Genomic DNA, 21,815 nt, shown 5'->3' with positions numbered 1-21,815 from the left:
TGCGAATCTGCCGCATTTTGCGGCAGTTTGTTTATTGCCAGTTGGAATAAGAAAGGACTTCATGAAACGTCTGCTGCTAACTGCGGTTCTCACCGTATTGATGATCGCCGAAGTTCACGCCGAGTCCTTCACTATCTCCGATATCCGCGTCAACGGCCTTCAGCGCGTTTCCGCGGGTAGCGTCTTTGGTGCCTTGCCGTTGAACGTCGGCGAGCAGGCGGACGACCGTCGCCTGGTGGAATCCACTCGTGCGCTGTTCAAAACCGGTTTCTTTCAAGACATCCAACTGGGCCGCGATGGCAACGTCCTGGTCATTACGGTAGTCGAGCGGCCGTCGGTTGCCAGTATCGAGATCGAAGGCAACAAGGCGATCTCCACCGAAGACTTGATGAAGGGCCTGAAACAGTCCGGTCTGGCCGAAGGTGAGATCTTCCAGCGTGCAACACTCGAAGGCGTTCGTAACGAGTTGCAGCGCCAATATGTCGCCCAGGGCCGTTACTCGGCCACCGTTGAGACTGAAGTGGTTCCGCAGCCACGCAACCGTGTCGGCCTGAAGGTCAATATCAACGAAGGCACGGTCGCAGCCATCCAGCACATCAACGTGGTGGGCAACACTGTCTTCCCAGACGAAGACCTGATTGGCCTGTTCGAACTCAAGACCACCAACTGGCTGTCGTTCTTCAAGAACGACGACAAGTACGCCCGTGAAAAGCTCTCCGGTGACCTGGAGCGTCTGCGTTCCTACTACCTGGACCGTGGCTATATCAATATGGATATTGCTTCGACCCAGGTGTCCATCACCCCGGACAAAAAGCACGTCTACATTACCGTCAACGTCAACGAAGGCGAGAAGTACAGCGTTCGTGACGTGAAGCTCAGCGGCGACCTGAAAGTACCTGAAGACCAGGTCAAGGCACTGTTGCTGGTGGAGAAGGGCCAGGTGTTCTCGCGCAAGCTGATGACCACCACTTCCGAACTGATTACCCGCCGTCTGGGTAACGAGGGCTACACCTTCGCCAACGTCAACGGCGTGCCTCAGCCTCATGATGAAGACCACACCGTGGACATCACCTTCGTGGTAGACCCGGGTAAACGTGCCTACGTCAACCGTATCAACTTCCGTGGCAACACCAAGTCCGAGGACGAAGTGCTGCGTCGTGAAATGCGTCAGATGGAAGGCGGCTGGGCTTCGACCTACCTGATCGACCAGTCCAAGACCCGTCTTGAGCGCCTGGGCTTCTTCAAGGAAGTCAACGTCGAGACCCCGGCTGTACCGGGTGTTGATGACCAGGTTGACGTGAACTACGCGGTTGAAGAGCAAGCATCCGGTTCGATCACCGCCAGTGTCGGTTTCGCCCAGAGCGCTGGTCTGATCCTCGGTGGTTCCATTACCCAGAACAACTTCCTGGGTACCGGTAACAAGGTCAGCATCGGTCTGACCCGCAGCGAATACCAGAGCCGCTACAACTTCGGCTACGTTGACCCCTACTGGACCGCCGATGGCGTGAGCCTGGGTTACAACGCTTTCTATCGCACCACTGACTACAAAGACCTCGACGTCGACGTGGCCAGCTATGCGGTGGACAGCCTCGGTGCCGGCGTCAGCGTGGGCTACCCGATCAGTGAGACTTCGCGTCTGACCTTCGGCCTGACCGCGCAGCAGGACAAGATCAAGACCGGCCTGTACACCGTCGACGAAATCTTCGACTTCGTGAACAAGCAGGGCGACAGCTACCTCAACTTCAAGGCGTCGGCCGGCTGGTCCGAGTCGACCCTGAACAAAGGTGTGCTGGCCACTCGCGGCCATTCGCAAAGCCTGGTTCTGGAAACCACTACTCCAGGTAGCGACCTGTCGTTCTTCAAGCTCGACTACCGTGGTCAGTTGTTCACTCCGCTGAGTGAGAACTACACCATGCGCTTCCATACCGAACTGGGTTATGGCGACGGCTTTGGTGATACCAAGGGCTTGCCGTTCTACGAGAACTACTATGCTGGTGGTTTCAACTCGGTACGTGGCTTCAAGGACAGTACCCTGGGGCCGCGCAGTACTCCGAGTCGTGGTGCTGGTGTAACCGGTAACGCCGGTACAGCTGCCGACCCAGACCAGGATCCACTGCCATTCGGCGGTAACGTATTGATCCAGGGTGGTGCCGAGTTGCTGTTCCCGCTGCCGTTTGTCAAAGATCAGCGTTCCCTGCGCACTTCGTTGTTCTGGGATGTGGGTAACGTCTTCAACTCTCGCTGTGAAAGCACGTCCAACACCATTGCGGCGTCGAATGTGAAAACGCAGTGCAACGATATCAGCTTGAGCAATCTGGCCAGTTCGGTGGGTGTTGGTGTGACTTGGGTCACTGCTTTGGGGCCATTGAGCTTTGCCCTGGCGATGCCGATCAAGAAACCGGATGACGCTGAAACTCAGGTGTTCCAATTCTCTCTCGGTCAGACTTTCTAATAGTCTACCCAAGATAACGACAATGGATTTTGTAGGAGTGCATCGTGCGTAAGTTGACTCAATTGGTTCTCCTGGCCTCCGTACTGGTCGCGAGCCCGGCGTTTGCCGAAATGAAAATCGCTGTTCTGAACTATCAGATGGCTCTGCTGGAGTCCGACGCGGCCAAGAAGTACGCGGTGGATGCCGAGAAGAAATTCGGCCCGCAACTGACCAAGCTGAAGACTCTGGAAAGCAGTGCCAAGGGCATCCAGGATCGCCTGGTGGCCGGTGGCGACAAGATGCAGCAAGGCGAGCGTGAGCGTCTGGAGCTCGAATTCAAGCAAAAGGCTCGGGACTTCCAGTTCCAGTCCAAGGAACTGAACGAAGCCAAGGCCGTTGCTGACCGCGAGATGCTCAAGCAACTGAAGCCGAAGCTGGACAGCGCCGTTGAAGAAGTCATCAAGAAAGGTGCTTTCGACCTGGTTTTCGAGCGTGGCGCAGTGATCGATGTCAAACCTCAGTACGACATCACTCGCCAAGTTATCGAGCGCATGAATCAGCTGAAGTAAGCCATGACCGCGACCATAAAACTCGGCCAATTGGCCGAGTTCCTCGGCGCCACCTTGCGTGGCGACGCGGAGAAGGAAATCACTGGGCTAGCCACCTTGCAGGAGGCTGGCCCAGCTCAGTTGAGCTTTTTGGCAAATCCGCAGTATCGCAAGTACCTGGTGGACTGCCAGGCGGGCGCGGTATTGCTGAAGGCCGCTGATGCCGAGGCTTATGCCGGCGATGCATTGGTGGTGGCTGATCCTTATCTGTCCTACGCCCGTATTTCCCATCTGTTCGATCCCAAGCCCAAGGCGCCAGCGGGTATCCATCCGTCAGCGGTGATTGCTGCCGATGCGCTGGTGCACCCGGCGGCCAGCATTGGTCCGTTTGCAGTGATCGAGTCTGGTGTGCGGATTGCGGCTGGAGTGACCATCGGCGCCCACTGCTTTATCGGCGCTCGCTGCGAAATCGGCGAAGGCGGCTGGCTGGCCCCGCGGGTGACCTTGTACCACGATGTGCGCATTGGTCAGCGTGTGGTCATCCAGTCGGGGGCGGTGCTCGGGGGTGAAGGTTTCGGCTTTGCCAATGAAAAAGGCATCTGGCAGAAGATCGCGCAGATTGGCGGTGTGACCATCGGTGACGATGTGGAAATCGGCGTCAATACGGCGATTGACCGCGGCGCTCTGGCCGATACCGTCATCGGCAACGGTGTGAAGCTGGATAACCAGATTCAGATTGCCCACAACGTCCAGGTCGGCGATCACACGGCGATGGCGGCTTGTGTGGGAATTTCCGGCAGCACCAAGATCGGCAAGCACTGTATGCTCGCCGGCGGTGTGGGTCTGGTAGGGCACATCGAGATTTGTGACAACGTATTCCTCACTGGAATGACCATGGTGACCCACTCGATTACCGAGCCGGGCGCTTACTCTTCCGGTACGGCCATGCAACCTGCTGCCGAGTGGCGCAAAAGCGCGGCACGCATCCGTCAGCTCGATGACCTTGCGCGGCGTTTGCGCCAGTTGGAAAAGCGCGTTGGGGACGTGACCCCTGACGGCAATGCTTCATCAGATGGCTGATACCATTTCCATATCAAGTGTGCACAGCCGCTAGACTGCCTCCTTGATTTGCTAGAGGGGCGTGCGTTAGTCGCGCGCTCCCACTCTTTACTACAGGCTTCCCCCCGAAATGATGGACATCAACGAGATTCGCGAATACTTGCCTCACCGTTACCCTTTCCTGTTGGTGGATCGGGTAGTGGACCTGGATGTCGAGGGCAAGTGCATTCGTGCCTACAAGAATGTCAGCATCAACGAGCCGTTCTTCAATGGTCACTTCCCGGCGCATCCGATCATGCCGGGCGTGTTGATCATCGAGGCCATGGCTCAGGCTGCGGGCATTCTCGGTTTCAAGATGCTCGACGTGAAGCCAGCCGACGGCACCCTTTATTACTTCGTCGGTTCCGACAAGCTGCGCTTCCGTCAGCCAGTACTGCCGGGCGACCAACTGATTCTTGAAGCCAAGTTCATCAGCTGCAAGCGTCAGATCTGGAAGTTCGAGTGCCAGGCGTCGGTAGACGGCAAGCCTGTCTGCTCCGCTGAAATCATCTGTGCGGAACGCAAACTATGAGTTTGATTGACCCTCGCGCAATCATCGATCCGACGGCCATCCTGGCCGACGACGTTGAGGTTGGCCCGTGGTCGATCATCGGCGCTGGTGTGGAAATCGGCGAGGGTACAGTGATCGGGCCCCATGTGATTCTCAAGGGCCCTACCCGGATCGGTAAGCACAACCGCATCTACCAGTTTTCCTCGGTAGGTGAGGACACGCCTGATCTGAAGTACAAAGGCGAGGAAACCCGCCTGGTTATTGGCGACCACAACGTGATCCGCGAAGGCGTGACCATTCACCGTGGCACCGTCCAGGACCGTTCCGAAACCACTCTGGGCGATCACAACCTGATCATGGCCTATGCCCATATCGGCCACGACAGTGTCATTGGCAACCACTGCATCCTGGTCAACAACACTGCGTTGGCCGGGCATGTGCACGTGGATGATTGGGCGATTCTCTCCGGCTTCACCCTGGTGCATCAGTACTGCCATATCGGCGCTCACAGCTTCTCCGGCATGGGCACCGCCATCGGCAAGGATGTGCCGGCATTCGTCACGGTGTTCGGCAACCCTGCCGAAGCCCGCAGCATGAACTTCGAAGGCATGCGCCGTCGCGGCTTTAGCGAAGATGCAATCCATGCACTGCGTCGCGCCTACAAGACGGTCTATCGCCAAGGGCTGACGGTGGATCAGGCCCTGGCCGAACTGGCCGAGCCGGCTGCACAGTTCCCCGAAGTCGCGGTGTTTCGTGACTCGATCCAGTCTTCGACTCGCGGCATCACCCGTTAAACATGAACACTCTGCGTATTGCGCTGGTGGCTGGCGAAGCCTCCGGCGACATTCTCGGCGCCGGTTTGATGCGAGCCTTCAAGGCTCAGCACCCGGCCGTTGAATTTATTGGCGTCGGCGGTCCGCTGATGGAAGCCGAAGGCCTCACTTCCTACTTTCCCATGGAGCGCCTGGCGGTCATGGGGTTGGTGGAGGTGCTTGGGCGGTTGCGTGAATTGCTGGCGCGACGCAAGAAGCTGATCCAGACCCTGATTGCTGAAAAGCCGGATGTGTTCATCGGGATCGATGCCCCGGATTTCACCCTGAATATCGAACTCAAGTTGCGTCAGGCCGGGATCAAGACGGTGCACTACGTCAGTCCGTCGGTCTGGGCATGGCGGCAGAAGCGGGTTCTGAAGATCCGCGAAGGCTGCGATCTGATGCTGACCCTGTTTCCCTTCGAGGCTCGCTTCTATGAAGAGCAGGGTGTACCGGTGAAGTTCGTCGGTCACTCCCTGGCCGATGCCATTCCGTTGCAAGCCGATCGCGCTGCAGCGCGTGCGGAGCTGGGCTTGCCCGACGGTCCGCTGGTGGCCTTGATGCCCGGCAGCCGTGGCGGCGAAGTAGGGCGCCTGGGTGCCTTGTTCCTCGATGCCGCCCAGCGTTTACGAGCCATGCGCCCAGGCGTGCGCTTCATCATGCCGTGCGCCAGCCCGGAGCGTCGGGTCCAGCTGGAAGAGCTGCTGGCCAGTCGCGACCTGCCGCTGACCTTGCTCGATGGTCAGTCCCATAAGGCCTTGGCCGCTTGTGACGCGGTGTTGATCGCCTCCGGTACCGCCACACTGGAGGCCTTGCTCTACAAGCGTCCGATGGTGGTGGCCTATCGCCTGGCGCCGCTGACCTTCTGGATTCTCAAGCGCATGGTCAAGAGTCCATATATTTCCTTGCCGAACCTGCTGGCCCAGCGTTTGCTGGTGCCCGAGTTGCTGCAGGACGACGCTACTGCCGAGGCCCTGGCTCAGACGCTGTCGCCGCTGATCGATGGCGGTGAAGAGCAGACCCGCGGCTTTGACGAGATCCACCGAACCTTGCGCCGTGATGCGTCCAACCAGGCCGCGCAAGCGGTACTTGGGTTGATCGGCAAAACCCTGTGAGTAATTCAAAGATGCAGATGGGCCTGGATTTCACCCTGGTGGCCGATGCCGAGGACCTGGTGGCCGGTGTCGACGAAGTTGGCCGTGGCCCTTTGTGCGGGGCGGTTGTCACTGCTGCGGTGATTCTTGATCCGCAACGGCCGATTCTGGGCCTCAACGACTCGAAGAAACTCACTGAGGCCCGTCGCGAGAAGCTGTTCGATGAAATCTGTGAGAAGGCCCTGAGCTGGTGCATTGCTCGGGCTGAAGTCGAAGAGATCGACGAGCTGAACATCCTCCACGCCACCATGCTGGCGATGCAGCGAGCGGTGGAAGGCCTGAGCGTGACGCCGAAGCTGGCGATGATCGACGGCAACCGTTGCCCGAAGCTGGCGATGCCGGCCGAGGCGGTGGTCAAGGGCGATAGCAAGGTTCCGGCGATCGCTGCAGCGTCGATTCTGGCCAAGGTCAGCCGCGACCGGGAAATGGCCGCTTTCGAGCTGATCTACCCGGGTTACGGTATCGGTGGCCACAAAGGCTATCCGACGCCGGTGCACCTGGAGGCCCTGGCCCGCCTGGGGCCGACGCCGATTCACCGGCGTTCCTTCGCCCCGGTGCGGCAGGCCTATGAAGCCCGTGAGGCGCAGGGCGAGATTCAGTCCTGAGGCTGATGTTTTAGTCGAGGCCCGGTACAATCCGGGCCTTGTTGTTTTCGCGCTTATTACAGGATCACTATGCCGGCTTCATTCGTTCACCTGCGCCTGCACACTGAATACTCCCTGGTCGACGGTCTGGTGCGGATCAAGCCGCTGGTCAAGGCTCTCACCGGCATGGGCATGCCTGCGGTGGCGGTCACCGACCAGAACAACATGTGTTCCCTGGTCAAGTTCTACAAAAACAGCATGGGTGCGGGGATCAAGCCGATCTGCGGCGCCGACCTGTGGCTGTCGAACAAGGACCCGGATAACCCCCTGAGCCGCATCAGCCTGCTGGTGATGAACGCCGTGGGTTACCGCAACCTGACCGAGCTGATTTCCCGCGGCTTTATCGATGGCCAGCGCAATGGCCAGATCATCATCGAGCGCGAGTGGGTAGCAGAGGCCGCAGAAGGCCTGATCATGCTCTCGGCGGCCAAGGAGGGCGAGATTGGCATGGCGCTGATCGCCGGTGACCTGGAGGTCGCCGAAACCCTGGCCCGGGAGTGGATGGCGGTCTTCCCGGACCGTTTCTACCTGGAAGTGCAGCGTACCAACCGACCCAATGATGAAGAGCAGCTACACGCCGCCGTGGCCCTGGCCGACAAGATCGGTGCGCCGCTGGTGGCCACCAACGATGTGCGTTTCATCAAGCAGGAAGATTTCGAGGCTCATGAAACCCGGGTGTGCATCGGCGAAGGCCGGGCCCTGGATGATCCGCGCCGTTCGAAGAACTACAGCGATCAGCAGTACCTGAAAAGCGCCGAGGAAATGGCCGAGCTGTTCAGCGACCTGCCCGAGGCGCTGGAAAACACGGTCGAGATCGCCAAGCGCTGCAATATCGAAGTCAAGCTGGGCAAGCACTTCCTGCCCGATTACCCCATTCCTGATGGCATGACCATCGATGAGTATTTCCGCAAGGTTTCCTTCGATGGCCTGGAAGAGCGCCTCAGCGTGCTGCTGCCCAAGGACACCACCGAGGACTATGAAGCCAAGCGCCAGGTCTACGTCGATCGGCTGAATTTCGAGCTGGATATCATCATCCAGATGGGATTCCCCGGTTACTTCCTGATCGTTATGGACTTTATCCAGTGGGCCAAGAGCAACGGCGTGCCGGTAGGTCCGGGCCGAGGCTCGGGTGCCGGCTCCCTGGTGGCCTACGTGCAGAAGATCACCGACCTCGACCCCTTGGAATACGACCTGCTGTTCGAACGTTTCCTTAACCCGGAACGGGTCTCCATGCCCGACTTCGACGTCGACTTCTGCATGGACGGTCGCGACCGGGTGATCGATTACGTGGCCGAGAAGTACGGCCGCAACGCGGTAAGCCAGATCATCACTTTTGGTTCCATGGCGGCCAAGGCGGTGGTGCGCGACGTGGCGCGGGTTCAGGGCAAGTCCTATGGCCTGGCCGACCGTCTGTCGAAGATGATCCCCTTCGAAGTTGGCATGACCCTGGAAAAAGCCTACGAGCAGGAAGAGATCCTGCGGGACTTCATCAAGGTCGATGAAGAAGCGGCGGAAATCTGGGAAATGGCGCGCAAGCTTGAAGGCGTGGTGCGTAACGTCGGTAAACACGCCGGTGGTGTGGTGATCGCGCCGACCAAGCTCACCGACTTCTCGCCGATCTACTGCGACGAAGAAGGCGGCGGCCTGGTGACCCAGTTCGACAAGGATGACGTCGAGGCGGCCGGTCTGGTGAAGTTCGACTTCCTCGGTCTGCGGACCCTGACCATTATCGATTGGGCGCTGAAAACCATTAACCGCGACCGCGCCAAGGTCGGCGAGGAACCGCTGGATATCGCCTTTATCCCGCTGGACGACAAGCCGACCTACAGCCTGTTGCAGAAAGCTGAAACCACTGCGGTATTCCAGCTTGAATCCCGGGGCATGAAGGAGCTGATCAAGAAGCTCAAGCCCGACTGCCTGGAAGACCTGATTGCACTGGTGGCCCTGTTCCGTCCGGGGCCGCTGCAATCGGGCATGGTGGATGACTTCATCAACCGTAAGCACGGTCGCGCCGAACTCGCCTACCCGCACCCCGACTATCAGTACGATGGCCTGCGCCCGGTTCTGGCGCCGACCTACGGCATCATCCTGTATCAGGAACAGGTGATGCAGATTGCCCAGGTCATGGCCGGTTACACCCTCGGTGGTGCGGACATGCTGCGTCGGGCCATGGGTAAGAAAAAGCCCGAGGAAATGGCCAAGCAGCGTGGCGGTTTCATTGAGGGTTGCGCCAGCAACAATATCGATGCGGACCTGGCGGGCAACATCTTCGACCTGGTGGAAAAATTCGCCGGTTACGGTTTCAACAAATCCCACTCCGCCGCCTACGGCCTGGTGTCGTACCAGACTGCCTGGCTCAAGGCTCACTACCCGGCGCCCTTCATGGCGGCGGTACTGTCCGCGGATATGCACAACACCGACAAGGTCGTGACCTTGATCGAGGAAGTGCGGACCATGAAACTGCGCCTCGATGCGCCAGACGTGAACACTTCCGAATTCAAGTTCACGGTGAACGATGAAGGTCGCATCGTTTATGGCCTTGGCGCGATCAAAGGGGTGGGCGAGGGACCGGTGGAAGCCATCACCGAAGCACGTGCTGAGGGGCCGTTCAAGGACCTGTTCGATTTCTGTGCCCGGGTCGACCTCAAGCGCATTAACAAGCGGACCCTGGATGGTCTGATTCGCAGTGGTGCCCTGGACCGTCTCGGCCCGCACTTCTTCGACGAGCCCAAGGCCTACCAGGCCAACATCGACCAGAACCGCGCGGTACTGCTGGCCGCCATGGAAGAGGCGATCAAGGCGGCGGAGCAAACTGCCCGTACCCACGACAGCGGCCACGCCGACCTGTTTGGCGGGGTGTTCGTCGATGAGGACGCGGATGTCTACGCCAACCATCGCAAGGCCAAGGAGCTGACCCTCAAGGAGCGCCTTAAAGGCGAGAAAGATACCCTCGGTCTGTACCTGACCGGGCACCCGATTGATGAGTATGAAGGCGAGATCCGCCGCTTCGCTCGTCAGCGCATCATTGACCTGAAACCGGCCCGGGATACCCAGACGGTAGCGGGCATGATCATTGCCCTGCGGGTGATGAAGAACAAAAAGGGCGACAAGATGGGCTTCATCACCCTCGACGACCGTTCGGGGCGGATCGAGGCCTCCTTGTTTGCCGATGCCTTCCACTCGGCCCAGTCGCTGTTGCAGACCGACGCCATGGTGGTGGTGGAAGGCGAGGTGAGCAACGACGACTTCTCCGGCGGCCTGCGTTTGCGGGTCAAGCGGGTGATGAGCATGGAAGACGCGCGGACCAACCTGGCGGAAAGCCTGCGCCTGAAAGTCCATACCGATGCCCTCAAGGGCGATCAGCTACGCTGGCTGGGTGAGTTGTTCAAGCGTCACCGCGGTGCGTGCCCGATCACCATGGAGTACACCCGTAACGACGCCAAGGCCTTGCTGCAGTTTGGCGAGAACTGGCGGATCGACCCGGCAGACAGCTTGATTCAAGCCCTGCGTGACCAGTTCGGGCGAGACAACGTCTTCCTCCAATACCGTTGACGGTGAGGTGCCATCATTGCGCCTCATCGCCACATGAATTTTTAATCTCGACCTCAACGCGTCCGTCCCTTAAGGTAGGGCGCGAATAGACAACCGGCCGGCCCAAGCCCCCTTGGACGTCGAGCCCAGACGGACGCCTATGAACCCGAATTTTCTTGATTTCGAACAGCCGATCGCCGACCTGCAAGCCAAGATCGAAGAGTTGCGCTTGGTCGGTAATGACAATTCGCTGAATATCGGCGATGAGATTTCCCGCCTGCAGGACAAGAGCAATACCCTGACCGAAGACATCTTCGGCAAGCTCACCAGCTGGCAGATCGCACGTCTGGCGCGGCACCCGCGTCGTCCGTACACCCTGGATTACATCCAGCACATCTTCACCGAGTTCGACGAGCTGCATGGCGATCGCCACTTCTCTGACGACGCCGCGATCGTCGGCGGCGTTGCTCGCCTGGACGAGCAGCCGGTGATGATCATCGGTCATCAGAAAGGCCGCGAAGTGCGCGAGAAGGTACGCCGCAACTTCGGCATGCCGCGTCCGGAAGGCTACCGCAAGGCCTGCCGCCTGATGGAAATGGCCGAACGCTTCAAGATGCCGATCCTGACCTTCATCGACACCCCGGGCGCCTACCCGGGCATCGACGCTGAAGAGCGCAACCAGAGCGAGGCGATTGCCTGGAACCTGCGGGTCATGGCGCGCCTGAAGACCCCGATCATCGCCACCGTGATCGGTGAGGGTGGTTCCGGCGGCGCATTGGCCATCGGCGTCTGCGACCAGTTGAACATGCTGCAATATTCCACTTATGCGGTGATCTCGCCGGAAGGCTGCGCCTCGATCCTGTGGAAAACCTCGGAAAAGGCCGCCGATGCAGCCGAGGCCATGGGCATCACCGCCGAGCGTCTGAAAGGCCTGGGCATTGTCGACAAGGTCATCAGCGAGCCGCTGGGTGGCGCCCATCGTGATCCAGCCGCCGCGGCTGCCTCGATCCGTGCCGAACTCAGCTCGCAGCTGGCAATGCTCAAGGAAATGGATAACGACACCCTGCTGGCCCGTCGTTATGACCGCCTGATGAGCTACGGTCTCTGATCGAGCACTGTTCCCCCTTGTAGGGGTACGCTTGCTCGCGACCCAGGCGCCGCAATCGATCAGATTGCGGCGTCGTCCTTTCTCGAGCACATGCTCCTGCGGGGCTTGAAGCTTCATGAACTCTCTCTCCGCCAAACTCCTAAAAAGCCTGGCGCCCTGGCGTGAAGCCGCTCATTGGCGCATCGCTTTCTCCGGTGGACTTGATTCCACCGTCCTGCTGCATCTCCTTGTCGATCTGGCGCATCAACATGGCCTTCCACGGCTCACGGCTGTGCATGTTCATCACGGGCTGCAAGCGGCGGCGGATGCTTGGCCGGCCCACTGTCAGGCGATCTGTGCTGCCCTGGGTGTGCCGTTGCAGGTGATTCATGTCCAGGTGCGGGCCGGTTCCAGTCTCGAAGGGGCTGCCCGGGAGGCGCGTTATGGGGCATTCGAGCGCTTGACCGCTGCCAATGAGTTGCTGCTGACAGCCCAGCATCGTGATGATCAGGCCGAAACCCTGTTGTTTCGACTGTTGCGCGGTGCTGGCGTCCGGGGGCTATCGGCAATGCCGGAAAGCCGACCTTTGGGCGCAGGGCACCTGTTGCGACCTTTGCTTGGTGTGTCCCGTGCCGAACTTGAACGTTACGCCGCCGAGCATTGCCTGAGCTGGGTCCAGGACCCTTCAAATGCCGATCATCAATATTCGCGCAATTATCTGCGGCATCAGGTGATGCCGTCGTTGATTGCTCGCTGGCCTCAGGCCGCGACCAGCATGAGTCGCAGCGCCGCCCACCTGAGAGAAGCACAGGGCCTGCTCGATGAGTTGGCGATGATGGATCTGGCGCCAGCCGAGGGGGAGAGCGACTTTCCCTGGCTGGACTTGCCGTCACTGGCCCTTGCTCCTTTGCAGTCGTTATCCCCGGCCCGGCAGCGCAACGTCTTGAGTCACTGGCTGAGCAAGCGTGGCCGTTTGCCGGACACCGATCATTGGGCCGGCTGGGAGAGTCTGCGGGATGCCAGCGCGCAGGGGCATCCTCGATGGTGCCTGGCCGACGGCGAAGTGCATCGCGCGGGAGGGCGAATCTGGTGGCTGTCTGGTGCCTGGTTGCAGCAGGTGAAAAGCGGGATCGAATGGCAGGATCCGGGCAGTCCGTTGCAGTTGCCTAACAATGGCCAGGTGTTTTTCGTCGGCTCGGCGCCCCAGGGCCCGTTGCACATCCGTTATCGGCAGGGTGGGGAAGTCTTGCAGGTGGCCGGACGTGGTCATCGTGACCTGAAGCGTCTGCTCAACGAGGCCGGACTACCAAGCTTCGTCCGTGGCAGATTGCCGCTGCTGTACCAGGATGAGCGGTTGCTGGCAGTGGCAAACCTGCCGGCGCTTGCGGCAAATCCCCAGGCCGACTGGCAATTGCATTGGCGACCACTGACCAGCGATCAAGGTTTGAGCTGAAAGGGGCTTTCCGGTAGACTACGCTCCCTTCTTGATACAACTTCTGTGGATTCGCCTGAATTGCAGGAGTTGCCGATTACCAAGCAGTCTTTGCTGGGCGATTCCAAAAAATGTGTAGCGAGCAACCTACCGGTGTTTTTGCATCCGGTCTGTCACCACGCGGCGGTTTTTTTGAAAGGTGCACTGTGATTAATGCAGGTGATCGGGGGCTTCGGCCTTCCTTCGCTTTCCCCGGCGGCACTGACCGCTTTAACGCAGACTTCTAGGGTTTTTCATGACGCGCTACATATTCGTCACGGGCGGTGTTGTTTCTTCATTGGGGAAAGGCATTGCCTCGGCTTCATTGGCGGCCATCCTGGAGGCGCGGGGGCTTAAGGTCACCATGCTCAAGCTGGACCCGTACATCAACGTCGATCCGGGCACCATGAGCCCGTTCCAGCACGGTGAAGTGTTCGTCACCCACGACGGCGCCGAGACCGACCTGGACCTGGGCCACTACGAGCGGTTCATCCGCACGACCATGACCCAGAACAACAACTTCACCACTGGCCGTGTCTACGAGCACGTGCTGCGCAAGGAGCGCCGTGGTGATTACCTGGGCGCCACCATCCAGGTGATTCCGCACATCACCGACGAGATCAAGCGTCGCATCATCAAGGGCGCCGGCGATGCCGACGTGGCCCTGGTGGAAATCGGCGGTACCGTGGGCGACATCGAGTCGCAACCGTTCCTTGAAGCCATCCGCCAACTGCGGGTCGAAGTCGGCTCCAAGCGCGCGATGCTGATGCACCTGACCCTGGTTCCGTACATCGCCACCGCTGGCGAGACCAAAACCAAGCCGACCCAACACTCGGTGAAGGAACTGCGCTCCATTGGTCTGCAGCCTGACGTGCTGATCTGCCGCTCCGACCATCCGGTGGATGTGTCCTCGCGTCGCAAGATCGCCCTGTTCACCAACGTTGAAGAGCGTGCGGTGATCTCCCTGGAAGACGTCGACACCATCTACAAGATCCCGGCCGTACTGCACGCCCAGGGTCTGGACGATTTCGTCGTCGAGCGTTTCGGCCTGCAATGCAACGGCGCCGATCTGTCCGAGTGGGAAAAGGTGGTAGACGCCAAGCTCAACCCTGAGCATGAAGTCACCATCGCCATGGTCGGCAAGTACATGGAACTGCTGGACGCCTACAAGTCGCTGATCGAAGCGATGAGTCACGCCGGCATCACCAACCGCACCAAGGTCAACCTGCGCTATATCGATTCCGAAGACATCGAGAACCAAGGCACCGCGCTGCTGGAAGGCGTTGATGCGATCCTGGTCCCGGGCGGTTTCGGCCTGCGTGGCGTGGAAGGCAAGATCACTGCAGTGCAATACGCCCGCGAGAACAAGGTGCCGTACCTGGGTATCTGCCTGGGCATGCAAGTAGCGGTCATCGAGTTCGCCCGTAACGTCATGGGCTGGAAAGATGCCAACTCCACCGAATTCGATCGCACCAGCGGTCACCCGGTCGTCGGTCTGATCACCGAGTGGGAAGACGCCACCGGCGCTGTCGAAGTGCGTAACGAAGCGTCCGATCTGGGTGGCACCATGCGTCTGGGCGCCCAGGAATGCTTGCTGGAAGCGGGCTCCAAGGTCCACGACTGCTACGCCAAGGACGTGATCATCGAGCGTCACCGTCACCGTTACGAAGTGAACAACAAGCTGCTGCCACAGCTGATCGAGGCTGGCCTGAAGATCTCTGGTCGCTCGGGCGACGGCGCGCTGGTTGAAGTGGTCGAAGCTTCGGATCATCCATGGTTCGTCGCTTGCCAGTTCCACCCTGAGTTCACCTCGACGCCACGTGACGGTCACCCACTGTTCAGCGGTTTCGTCAAAGCAGCATTGGCTCAACACCAGAAGAAGGCTTGAACCTGATGGCGCAGAAGATCATCCGCGTAGGCAACATCGAGATCGCCAACGACAAGCCGATGGTGCTGTTCGGCGGCATGAACGTGCTGGAAAGCCGCGACATGGCGATGCAGGTCTGTGAAGAGTACGTACGGGTTACCGAGAAGCTCGGTATTCCCTACGTGTTCAAGGCCAGCTTCGACAAGGCCAACCGTTCGTCGGTGACTTCTTATCGTGGTCCTGGCCTGGAAGAGGGCATGCGGATTTTCGAAGACGTGAAGCAGGCCTTCGGCGTGCCGATCATCACCGATGTCCACGAGCCGGCCCAGGCCGCCGTGGTTGCCGAAGTCTGCGACATCATCCAGTTGCCGGCGTTTCTCTCGCGGCAGACCGACCTGGTGGTGGCCATGGCCAAGACCGGCGCGGTGATCAACATCAAGAAGGCCCAGTTTCTCGCGCCTCAGGAAATGAAACACATCCTGAGCAAGTGTGAAGAGGCGGGTAATGATCAGTTGATCCTCTGCGAGCGCGGTTCCAGCTTCGGTTACAACAACCTGGTGGTGGACATGCTCGGCTTCGGCATCATGAAGCAGTTCGAGTACCCGGTGTTCTTTGACGTGACCCATGCCCTGCAGATGCCGGGCGGTCGCGCCGACTCCGCTGGTGGTCGTCGGGCTCAGGTCACCGACTTGGCCAAGGCCGGCATGAGCCAGTCCTTGGCCGGCCTGTTTCTGGAAGCCCACCCGGATCCGGACAACGCCAAGTGCGACGGCCCTTGTGCTTTGCGCCTGGACAAGCTTGAGCCGTTCCTGGCTCAGCTCAAGGCTCTGGACGAGCTGGTCAAGAGTTTCCCCACGGTAGAAACCGCGTAAAACCGGCGACTTCCTCTGTAGGAGCCGGCTGGCCGGCGAAGGTGTCCTCGCGGGCCCGTTCGCCAGCCAGCCGGCTCCTACAAGAATGCAATTTGACCCACAAGTTATAAATCGAGCGGTACTCAGCGTTTTCGTCAACTTTGGAGTGTTTACAACAATGGCAAAAATCGTCGACATCAAAGGTCGTGAAGTTCTCGACTCCCGTGGCAACCCCACTGTCGAAGCGGACGTGCTTCTCGACAACGGCATCATCGGCAGTGCTTGCGCGCCGTCCGGTGCCTCCACCGGCTCGCGCGAAGCGCTGGAGCTGCGTGATGGCGACAAGAGCCGTTACCTGGGCAAGGGCGTGCTCAAGGCGGTAGCCAACATCAACGGTCCGATCCGCGACCTGTTGCTGGGTAAAGACCCGATCGACCAGAAAGCGCTGGATCAGGCGATGATCAAGCTCGACGGTACCGAGAACAAGGCCTCCCTGGGCGCCAACGCCATCCTCGCCGTGTCCCTGGCCGCGGCCAAGGCTGCCGCCCAGGACCAGGACCTGCCGCTGTACGCTCACATCGCCAACCTCAACGGCACCCCAGGCGTCTACTCGATGCCGGTACCGATGATGAACATCATCAACGGTGGCGAGCACGCCGATAACAACGTCGACATCCAGGAGTTCATGGTGCAGCCGGTCGGCGCCAAGTCCTTCTCGGAAGGTCTGCGCATGGGCACCGAGATTTTCCATCACCTCAAAGCCGTGCTGAAGGCCCGTGGCCTGAACACCGCTGTGGGCGATGAAGGTGGCTTCGCCCCGAACCTGGCTTCCAACGAAGATGCGCTGAAAGTCATCTCCGAGGCCGTGGCCAATGCCGGTTACACCCTGGGCACCGACGTGACCCTGGCTCTGGACTGCGCCGCCAGCGAGTTCTACGAAGACGGCAAGTACAACCTGTCCGGCGAAGGCCAGGTGTTCACCGCCGAAGGTTTTGCCGAGTACCTCAAAGGCCTGACTCAGCGCTACCCGATCATCTCCATCGAAGACGGCCTGGATGAGTCCGACTGGGCTGGCTGGAAGATCCTCACCGACAAGATCGGCGACAAGGTGCAACTGGTCGGTGACGACCTGTTCGTGACCAACACCAAGATCCTGAAAGAAGGCATCGACAAGAAGATCGCCAACTCGATCCTGATCAAGTTCAACCAGATCGGCACCCTGACCGAAACCCTGGAAGCCATCCAGATGGCCAAGGCTGCCGGTTACACCGCCGTGATTTCGCACCGTTCCGGCGAAACCGAAGACTCGACCATCGCCGACCTGGCCGTGGGCACCTCGGCTGGCCAGATCAAGACCGGCTCCCTGTGCCGTTCCGACCGCGTATCCAAGTACAACCAATTGCTGCGTATCGAAGAGCAATTGAACGGCAAGGCCAAGTACAACGGTCGCAGCGAGTTTCGCGGCTAAGCCGTAGATGGTAAAAAGACACCGGATTGTGTCGGGAAAATCGCTACAGCGAGTTTTTTGCCACTAATCTGATGCCTTAAGAGCACAAGCCTGGTTCTTCCAGGCTTCGTGCTATCAGTAGGTCCGAAGTTGTTGGCATGGCTGTCTTTTTTCACTGGATACCCGATATTCGATGCGCAGTCCCAATTGGTTGTTCCTGGTCTTGCTCTTGCTGCTGGCTGGCTTGCAGTACCGCCTGTGGGTGGGGAGCGGCAGCTTGGCCCAGGTAGCTGACCTGACTCAGCAGATTGCCGACCAGCACGCTGAAAACGAGCGTTTGCTGGAGCGAAATCGCGTACTCGATGCGGAAGTCATGGAACTGAAGAAGGGCATGGAGACCGTTGAAGAACGGGCTCGCCACGAATTGGGCATGGTCAAGGAGGGTGAAACCCTCTACCAGTTGGCCCAATGAGCGATAGATTGCCGGCCTTCTGGGCCGTGATTCCTGCCGCGGGCGTCGGTGCCCGCATGGCCGCGGATCGTCCCAAGCAGTACCTGCAACTGGGCGGACGCACAATTCTCGAACACAGCCTCGGCTGTTTCCTCGACCATCCTGGCCTCAAGGGGCTGGTGGTCAGCCTGGCGCTGGACGATCCCTACTGGCCAACCCTGGCCTGTGCCCACGACTCGCGGATTCAGCGGGTCGAAGGCGGCGCCGAGCGTTCCGGGTCGGTACTCAATGCCTTGCTTCATCTGCATGCTCAGGGCGCGGCCGATGAGGATTGGGTTCTGGTTCACGATGCCGCACGCCCCAATCTTTCCCGAGATGACCTGGACAAGCTGCTGAGTGAATTGGCGCACGACCCGGTGGGCGGGCTGTTGGCGGTGCCGGCCCGGGACACCCTGAAGCGGATCGACAAGCACGGAAGGGTTTTGGAAACCGTGGATCGCAGCCTGATCTGGCAAGCCTACACACCGCAGATGTTCCGTCTTGGCGCGCTGCACCGAGCCTTGGCCGACAGCCTGGTGGCCGATGTGGCGATCACCGATGAGGCTTCGGCAATGGAATGGGCCGGGCAGGCGCCACGCCTGATCGAAGGCCGTTCCGACAATCTCAAGGTCACTCGCCCCGAGGATCTTGAGTGGCTGCGCCAGCGTTGGTCCAATCGGCGCTGATCGCGGGCGGGCGCTGAACCTTGTAGCCGCTGCCGCAGGCAGCGAACGACTCCGAAGGAGGCGCCGCTCCTGAAACCCCGAAGGCTCTGCGGGCCTTGCCGCAGCCTGCGGCAAGGCTACACATCACGGTATTCCGGGCGTTCGGCCAAGCCCTGCTTGAGATAGTCCACCAGCTTGCGCACTTTCGGCGACAGATGCCGTTGCTGTGGATAGAGCGCCCAGACTGCGGTGTTGGGCGGCTGGTGAGCTTCCAGCAAGGAAACCAGCGTACCGTCCTGCAGGTGCTCCAGAACGTAGTAGTCCGGCAGTTGGCAGAGTCCGACGCCTTGTAACGCCGCGTCCAGCACTGCCTGTCCGCTGTTGCAGCGCCAGTTGCCCTGCACCCTTTGCGAAAATTCGCGCCCGTCGACCTCCAACTGCCAGATATCCGAGCTGCCGATCAGGCAGTTGTGCCGGCTCAATTCCGACAGGCTGTGAGGGCGGCCATAGCGTTCCAGATAGGACGGCGATGCACATAGGTACATGCGGCGTGGTGCCAGGCGAGTGGCGACCAGGCGTGAGTCCTGCAGGCGTCCCAGGCGAATGGCCAGGTCGAGCCCCTCGTGCACCAGGTCCAGGGGACGGTTGCTCAGTTCTATGTCCACCCGCAACTGCGGATAAAGGCTCATGAAACGCGTGACCAGCGGCACGATAAAACGCTCGCCATAGGCCACTGCGCAAGTCATGCGCAGCATGCCCTTGGGCTCGCTGGTCAGGTCCCCCACGGCGCGCAACGCTTCCTCGCGCCCGTCCTGCAAGCGTTGGCAATGCTGGAGAAAGGTCTGCCCGGCCTCGGTCAGGGTGACGCGGCGGGTACTGCGATACAGCAGGCGGGTCTGCAAGCGCTCTTCCAGGCGCACCACCTGGCGGCTGATATGAGATGAGGACACCCCCAGGCGTTCGGCAGCGGCAGTGAACTGGCTGCATTCGGCGACTGCGACAAATTCGTCGATGCCTTCCCAACGGTTTTCGCTCATTGATTATCCCTGCATGGCAATAATGTTTTGCTTTTGCCTGGATTATTCATCGCCTTGCGCTGTTTTACACTCACTGCCTCGTTTTTATTCGCTGGAGAGTCAGGATGATCAAGTCACGTGCTGCCGTAGCCTTCGAGGCCAAGAAGCCCCTGGAAATCGTCGAAGTGGATGTTGCCATGCCCAAGGCCGGCGAAGTGCTGTTGCGGGTTGTCGCTTCCGGCGTCTGCCACACCGACGCCTATACCCTGTCCGGCGCCGACCCGGAAGGTATCTTTCCGGCGATCCTCGGCCATGAGGGTGGTGCAGTGGTGGAAGCGGTGGGCGAGGGCGTGACCTCGGTGGCCGTGGGCGATCATGTGATCCCGCTCTACACCCCGGAATGTGGCAAGTGCAAATTCTGTCTGTCGGGCAAGACCAACCTCTGTCAGGCCATTCGCGCTACCCAGGGCAAAGGCTTGATGCCTGACGGCACCACGCGCTTTTCCTACAAGGGTCAGCCCATTTTCCACTACATGGGTACCTCGACATTCTCCGAGTACACGGTGCTGCCGGAAATCTCCGTGGCCAAGATTCCCAAGGACGCGCCTCTGGAGAAGGTCTGCCTGCTGGGTTGCGGCGTGACCACAGGCATTGGCGCGGTGATCAACACCGCCAAGGTCAAGGCCGGTGACACCGTGGCCATCTTCGGCCTGGGCGGCATTGGCCTGTCGGCGGTAATCGGCGCGGTCAAGGCCAAGGCCGGGCGCATCATCGCCATCGATATCAACCCGGCCAAGTTCGAGATCGCCAAGCAACTGGGCGCCACCGACTGCGTCAACCCCAAGGACTTCGATCGTCCGATCCAGGAGGTCATTGTCGACATGACCGACGGCGGTGTGGATTTCTCCTTCGAATGCATCGGCAACGTACAGTTGATGCGCGCCGCACTGGAATGCTGCCACAAGGGCTGGGGCGAATCGGTGATCATCGGTGTGGCTGGTGCCGGTCAGGAAATATCGACCCGTCCCTTCCAACTGGTGACTGGCCGCGTTTGGCGCGGTTCGGCATTCGGTGGCGTGCGTGGTCGCAGCGAGCTGCCAAGCTACGTGGAAATGTCCCAGACCGGCGAAATCCCGCTGGATACCTTCATTACTCACACCATGGGCCTGGAAGATATCAACAAGGCTTTCGACCTGATGCACGAAGGCAAGAGCATTCGTTCGGTCATTCATTTCTAAGAGCAGCGGCAAGCGGCAAGCCACAAGCACCAAGAGGGGCTTCCCACTTGCTGCTCGTAGCTTGCGGCTTGTGGCTGGAGGTCTGCCATGAGTCTGGAAAACCTTTCCTGCCAGAAGAGCTTCGGCGGCTGGCACAAACGCTACAAGCATCATTCTCAGGTGTTGGGCTGTGACATGGTGTTCGCCGTGTACTTGCCGCCCCAGGCGGAGCTGGGGGGCAAGTTGCCGGTGCTTTACTGGTTGTCCGGCCTGACCTGCACCGACGAGAACTTCATGCAAAAGGCCGGCGCCCAGCGCCTGGCGGCGGAACTGGGCCTGATCATCGTCGCTCCGGATACCAGCCCTCGCGGCGCTGGGGTGCCCGGTGACCCGGAGGGCGCCTGGGACTTTGGCCTGGGGGCCGGGTTCTATCTGAACGCGACACAGGAGCCCTGGGCCCAGCATTATCGGATGCATGACTATGTGGTGAACGAGCTGCCGGAGTTGGTGGAGGCGCACTTTCCCGCGTCGCAGAAACGTGGGATCAGCGGCCACTCCATGGGTGGTCACGGGGCGTTGGTCTGTGCGTTGCGTAATCCCGGTCGCTATCAGTCGGTTTCGGCGTTCGCTCCTATCAGTAATCCAATGGATTGTCCTTGGGGGCAGAAAGCGTTTTCCCGGTATCTGGGGGAAGAGCGCTCACGCTGGCGCGAGTGGGATGCCAGCGTATTGATCGCCGAGGCCACGGAGAAGCTGCCGTTGCTAGTGGATCAGGGGGATCGCGACGATTTCCTTGCCGGCCAGCTCAAGCCTGAAGTTCTGCAGCAAGCGGCAAAGAATGCCGGGCATGAGCTGACGCTGCGCATGCAGCCCGGTTATGACCACAGCTACTTCTTTATCGCCAGCTTTATAGACGATCACTTGCAGCACCATGCACGTGCTCTTAACGCCTAATACCCGCCAAAGCAGGTAGAA

General features: G+C 60.0%; 18 protein-coding genes. 17 read left to right on the top strand and 1 reads right to left on the bottom strand.

Annotated elements, in window-relative coordinates; all coding sequences use genetic code 11:
- Positions 1–61 precede the first annotated feature (61 nt).
- From bamA to ispD, 15 genes are all read left to right on the top strand, one after another.
- Positions 62–2,452 carry an outer membrane protein assembly factor BamA gene (bamA, locus tag J5M73_RS09485; RefSeq protein WP_102861372.1) on the top strand — a complete coding sequence of 797 codons (2,391 nt, stop codon included), beginning with the start codon at positions 62–64 and terminating at the stop codon, positions 2,450–2,452.
- Positions 2,453–2,496: 44 nt separating this feature from the next.
- Positions 2,497–3,000 (top strand): OmpH family outer membrane protein, encoded by a 504-nt coding sequence (locus J5M73_RS09480; RefSeq protein WP_102861373.1) that lies wholly within the window; start codon positions 2,497–2,499, stop codon positions 2,998–3,000.
- A 3-nt stretch (positions 3,001–3,003) separates the two neighbouring features.
- The gene (lpxD, locus tag J5M73_RS09475; RefSeq protein ID WP_102861374.1) at positions 3,004–4,059 is read left to right on the top strand and encodes a UDP-3-O-(3-hydroxymyristoyl)glucosamine N-acyltransferase; all 1,056 of its coding nucleotides are present in this window, start codon (positions 3,004–3,006) and stop codon (positions 4,057–4,059) included.
- Positions 4,060–4,168: 109 nt separating this feature from the next.
- Positions 4,169–4,609 (top strand): 3-hydroxyacyl-ACP dehydratase FabZ, encoded by a 441-nt coding sequence (gene fabZ, locus J5M73_RS09470; RefSeq protein WP_007924058.1) that lies wholly within the window; start codon positions 4,169–4,171, stop codon positions 4,607–4,609.
- Complete coding sequence (gene lpxA, locus J5M73_RS09465; RefSeq protein ID WP_102861375.1) at positions 4,606–5,382, top strand: acyl-ACP--UDP-N-acetylglucosamine O-acyltransferase; 777 nt, start codon at positions 4,606–4,608, stop codon at positions 5,380–5,382. The genes fabZ and lpxA overlap by 4 nt, the downstream gene beginning before the upstream one ends.
- 2 nt (positions 5,383–5,384) lie before the next feature.
- Entirely contained in the window at positions 5,385–6,515 is a 1,131-nt protein-coding gene (gene lpxB / locus J5M73_RS09460) for a lipid-A-disaccharide synthase (RefSeq protein ID WP_102861376.1), read from the top strand.
- A gap of 11 nt (positions 6,516–6,526) precedes the next feature.
- Positions 6,527–7,159 carry a ribonuclease HII gene (gene rnhB / locus J5M73_RS09455; RefSeq protein ID WP_102861377.1) on the top strand — a complete coding sequence of 211 codons (633 nt, stop codon included), beginning with the start codon at positions 6,527–6,529 and terminating at the stop codon, positions 7,157–7,159.
- 69 nt (positions 7,160–7,228) lie between these two features.
- On the top strand, positions 7,229–10,750 hold the full coding sequence (dnaE, locus tag J5M73_RS09450; protein ID WP_102861378.1) for a DNA polymerase III subunit alpha: 3,522 nt from the start codon (positions 7,229–7,231) through the stop codon (positions 10,748–10,750).
- 139 nt (positions 10,751–10,889) lie between these two features.
- Positions 10,890–11,837, top strand: a complete 948-nt coding sequence (locus J5M73_RS09445; protein ID WP_016964689.1) for an acetyl-CoA carboxylase carboxyltransferase subunit alpha — start codon at positions 10,890–10,892, stop codon at positions 11,835–11,837.
- Positions 11,838–11,952: 115 nt separating this feature from the next.
- Positions 11,953–13,269 (top strand): tRNA lysidine(34) synthetase TilS, encoded by a 1,317-nt coding sequence (gene tilS, locus J5M73_RS09440; RefSeq protein WP_102861379.1) that lies wholly within the window; start codon positions 11,953–11,955, stop codon positions 13,267–13,269.
- A 274-nt stretch (positions 13,270–13,543) separates the two neighbouring features.
- Positions 13,544–15,175, top strand: coding sequence for a CTP synthase (locus J5M73_RS09435; RefSeq protein ID WP_207815503.1), 1,632 nt, complete (start codon positions 13,544–13,546; stop codon positions 15,173–15,175).
- 5 nt (positions 15,176–15,180) lie between these two features.
- Positions 15,181–16,026, top strand: coding sequence for a 3-deoxy-8-phosphooctulonate synthase (gene kdsA / locus J5M73_RS09430; protein WP_011059542.1), 846 nt, complete (start codon positions 15,181–15,183; stop codon positions 16,024–16,026).
- A gap of 157 nt (positions 16,027–16,183) precedes the next feature.
- Entirely contained in the window at positions 16,184–17,473 is a 1,290-nt protein-coding gene (gene eno / locus J5M73_RS09425; protein WP_102861381.1) for a phosphopyruvate hydratase, read from the top strand.
- A 172-nt stretch (positions 17,474–17,645) separates the two neighbouring features.
- Positions 17,646–17,924, top strand: a complete 279-nt coding sequence (ftsB, locus tag J5M73_RS09420) for a cell division protein FtsB (protein ID WP_102861382.1) — start codon at positions 17,646–17,648, stop codon at positions 17,922–17,924.
- Complete coding sequence (gene ispD, locus J5M73_RS09415) at positions 17,921–18,628, top strand: 2-C-methyl-D-erythritol 4-phosphate cytidylyltransferase (RefSeq protein ID WP_102861383.1); 708 nt, start codon at positions 17,921–17,923, stop codon at positions 18,626–18,628. The genes ftsB and ispD overlap by 4 nt, the downstream gene beginning before the upstream one ends.
- 116 nt (positions 18,629–18,744) lie before the next feature.
- On the opposite strand, the gene J5M73_RS09410 is transcribed toward ispD, so the two are convergent.
- Positions 18,745–19,644 carry a LysR substrate-binding domain-containing protein gene (locus J5M73_RS09410; protein WP_102878559.1) on the bottom strand — a complete coding sequence of 300 codons (900 nt, stop codon included), beginning with the start codon at positions 19,642–19,644 and terminating at the stop codon, positions 18,745–18,747.
- Positions 19,645–19,748: 104 nt separating this feature from the next.
- On the opposite strand from J5M73_RS09410, the gene J5M73_RS09405 reads away from it, so the two are divergent.
- Both J5M73_RS09405 and fghA read left to right on the top strand, forming a co-directional pair.
- Positions 19,749–20,861: an S-(hydroxymethyl)glutathione dehydrogenase/class III alcohol dehydrogenase gene (locus J5M73_RS09405; protein WP_102861385.1), complete on the top strand. Its 1,113-nt coding sequence runs from the start codon at positions 19,749–19,751 to the stop codon at positions 20,859–20,861.
- A gap of 87 nt (positions 20,862–20,948) precedes the next feature.
- Positions 20,949–21,794: an S-formylglutathione hydrolase gene (gene fghA / locus J5M73_RS09400; RefSeq protein ID WP_102861386.1), complete on the top strand. Its 846-nt coding sequence runs from the start codon at positions 20,949–20,951 to the stop codon at positions 21,792–21,794.
- The last annotated feature ends 21 nt before the right edge of the window (positions 21,795–21,815 follow it).

Source organism: Pseudomonas sp. 50_B (genome assembly GCF_017491625.1).
Classification (GTDB): Bacteria; Pseudomonadota; Gammaproteobacteria; order Pseudomonadales; family Pseudomonadaceae; genus Aquipseudomonas; species Aquipseudomonas danubii.
Note: the sequence above shows the minus strand (reverse complement) of the source record. Positions and strands in the feature narration are given on the sequence as shown.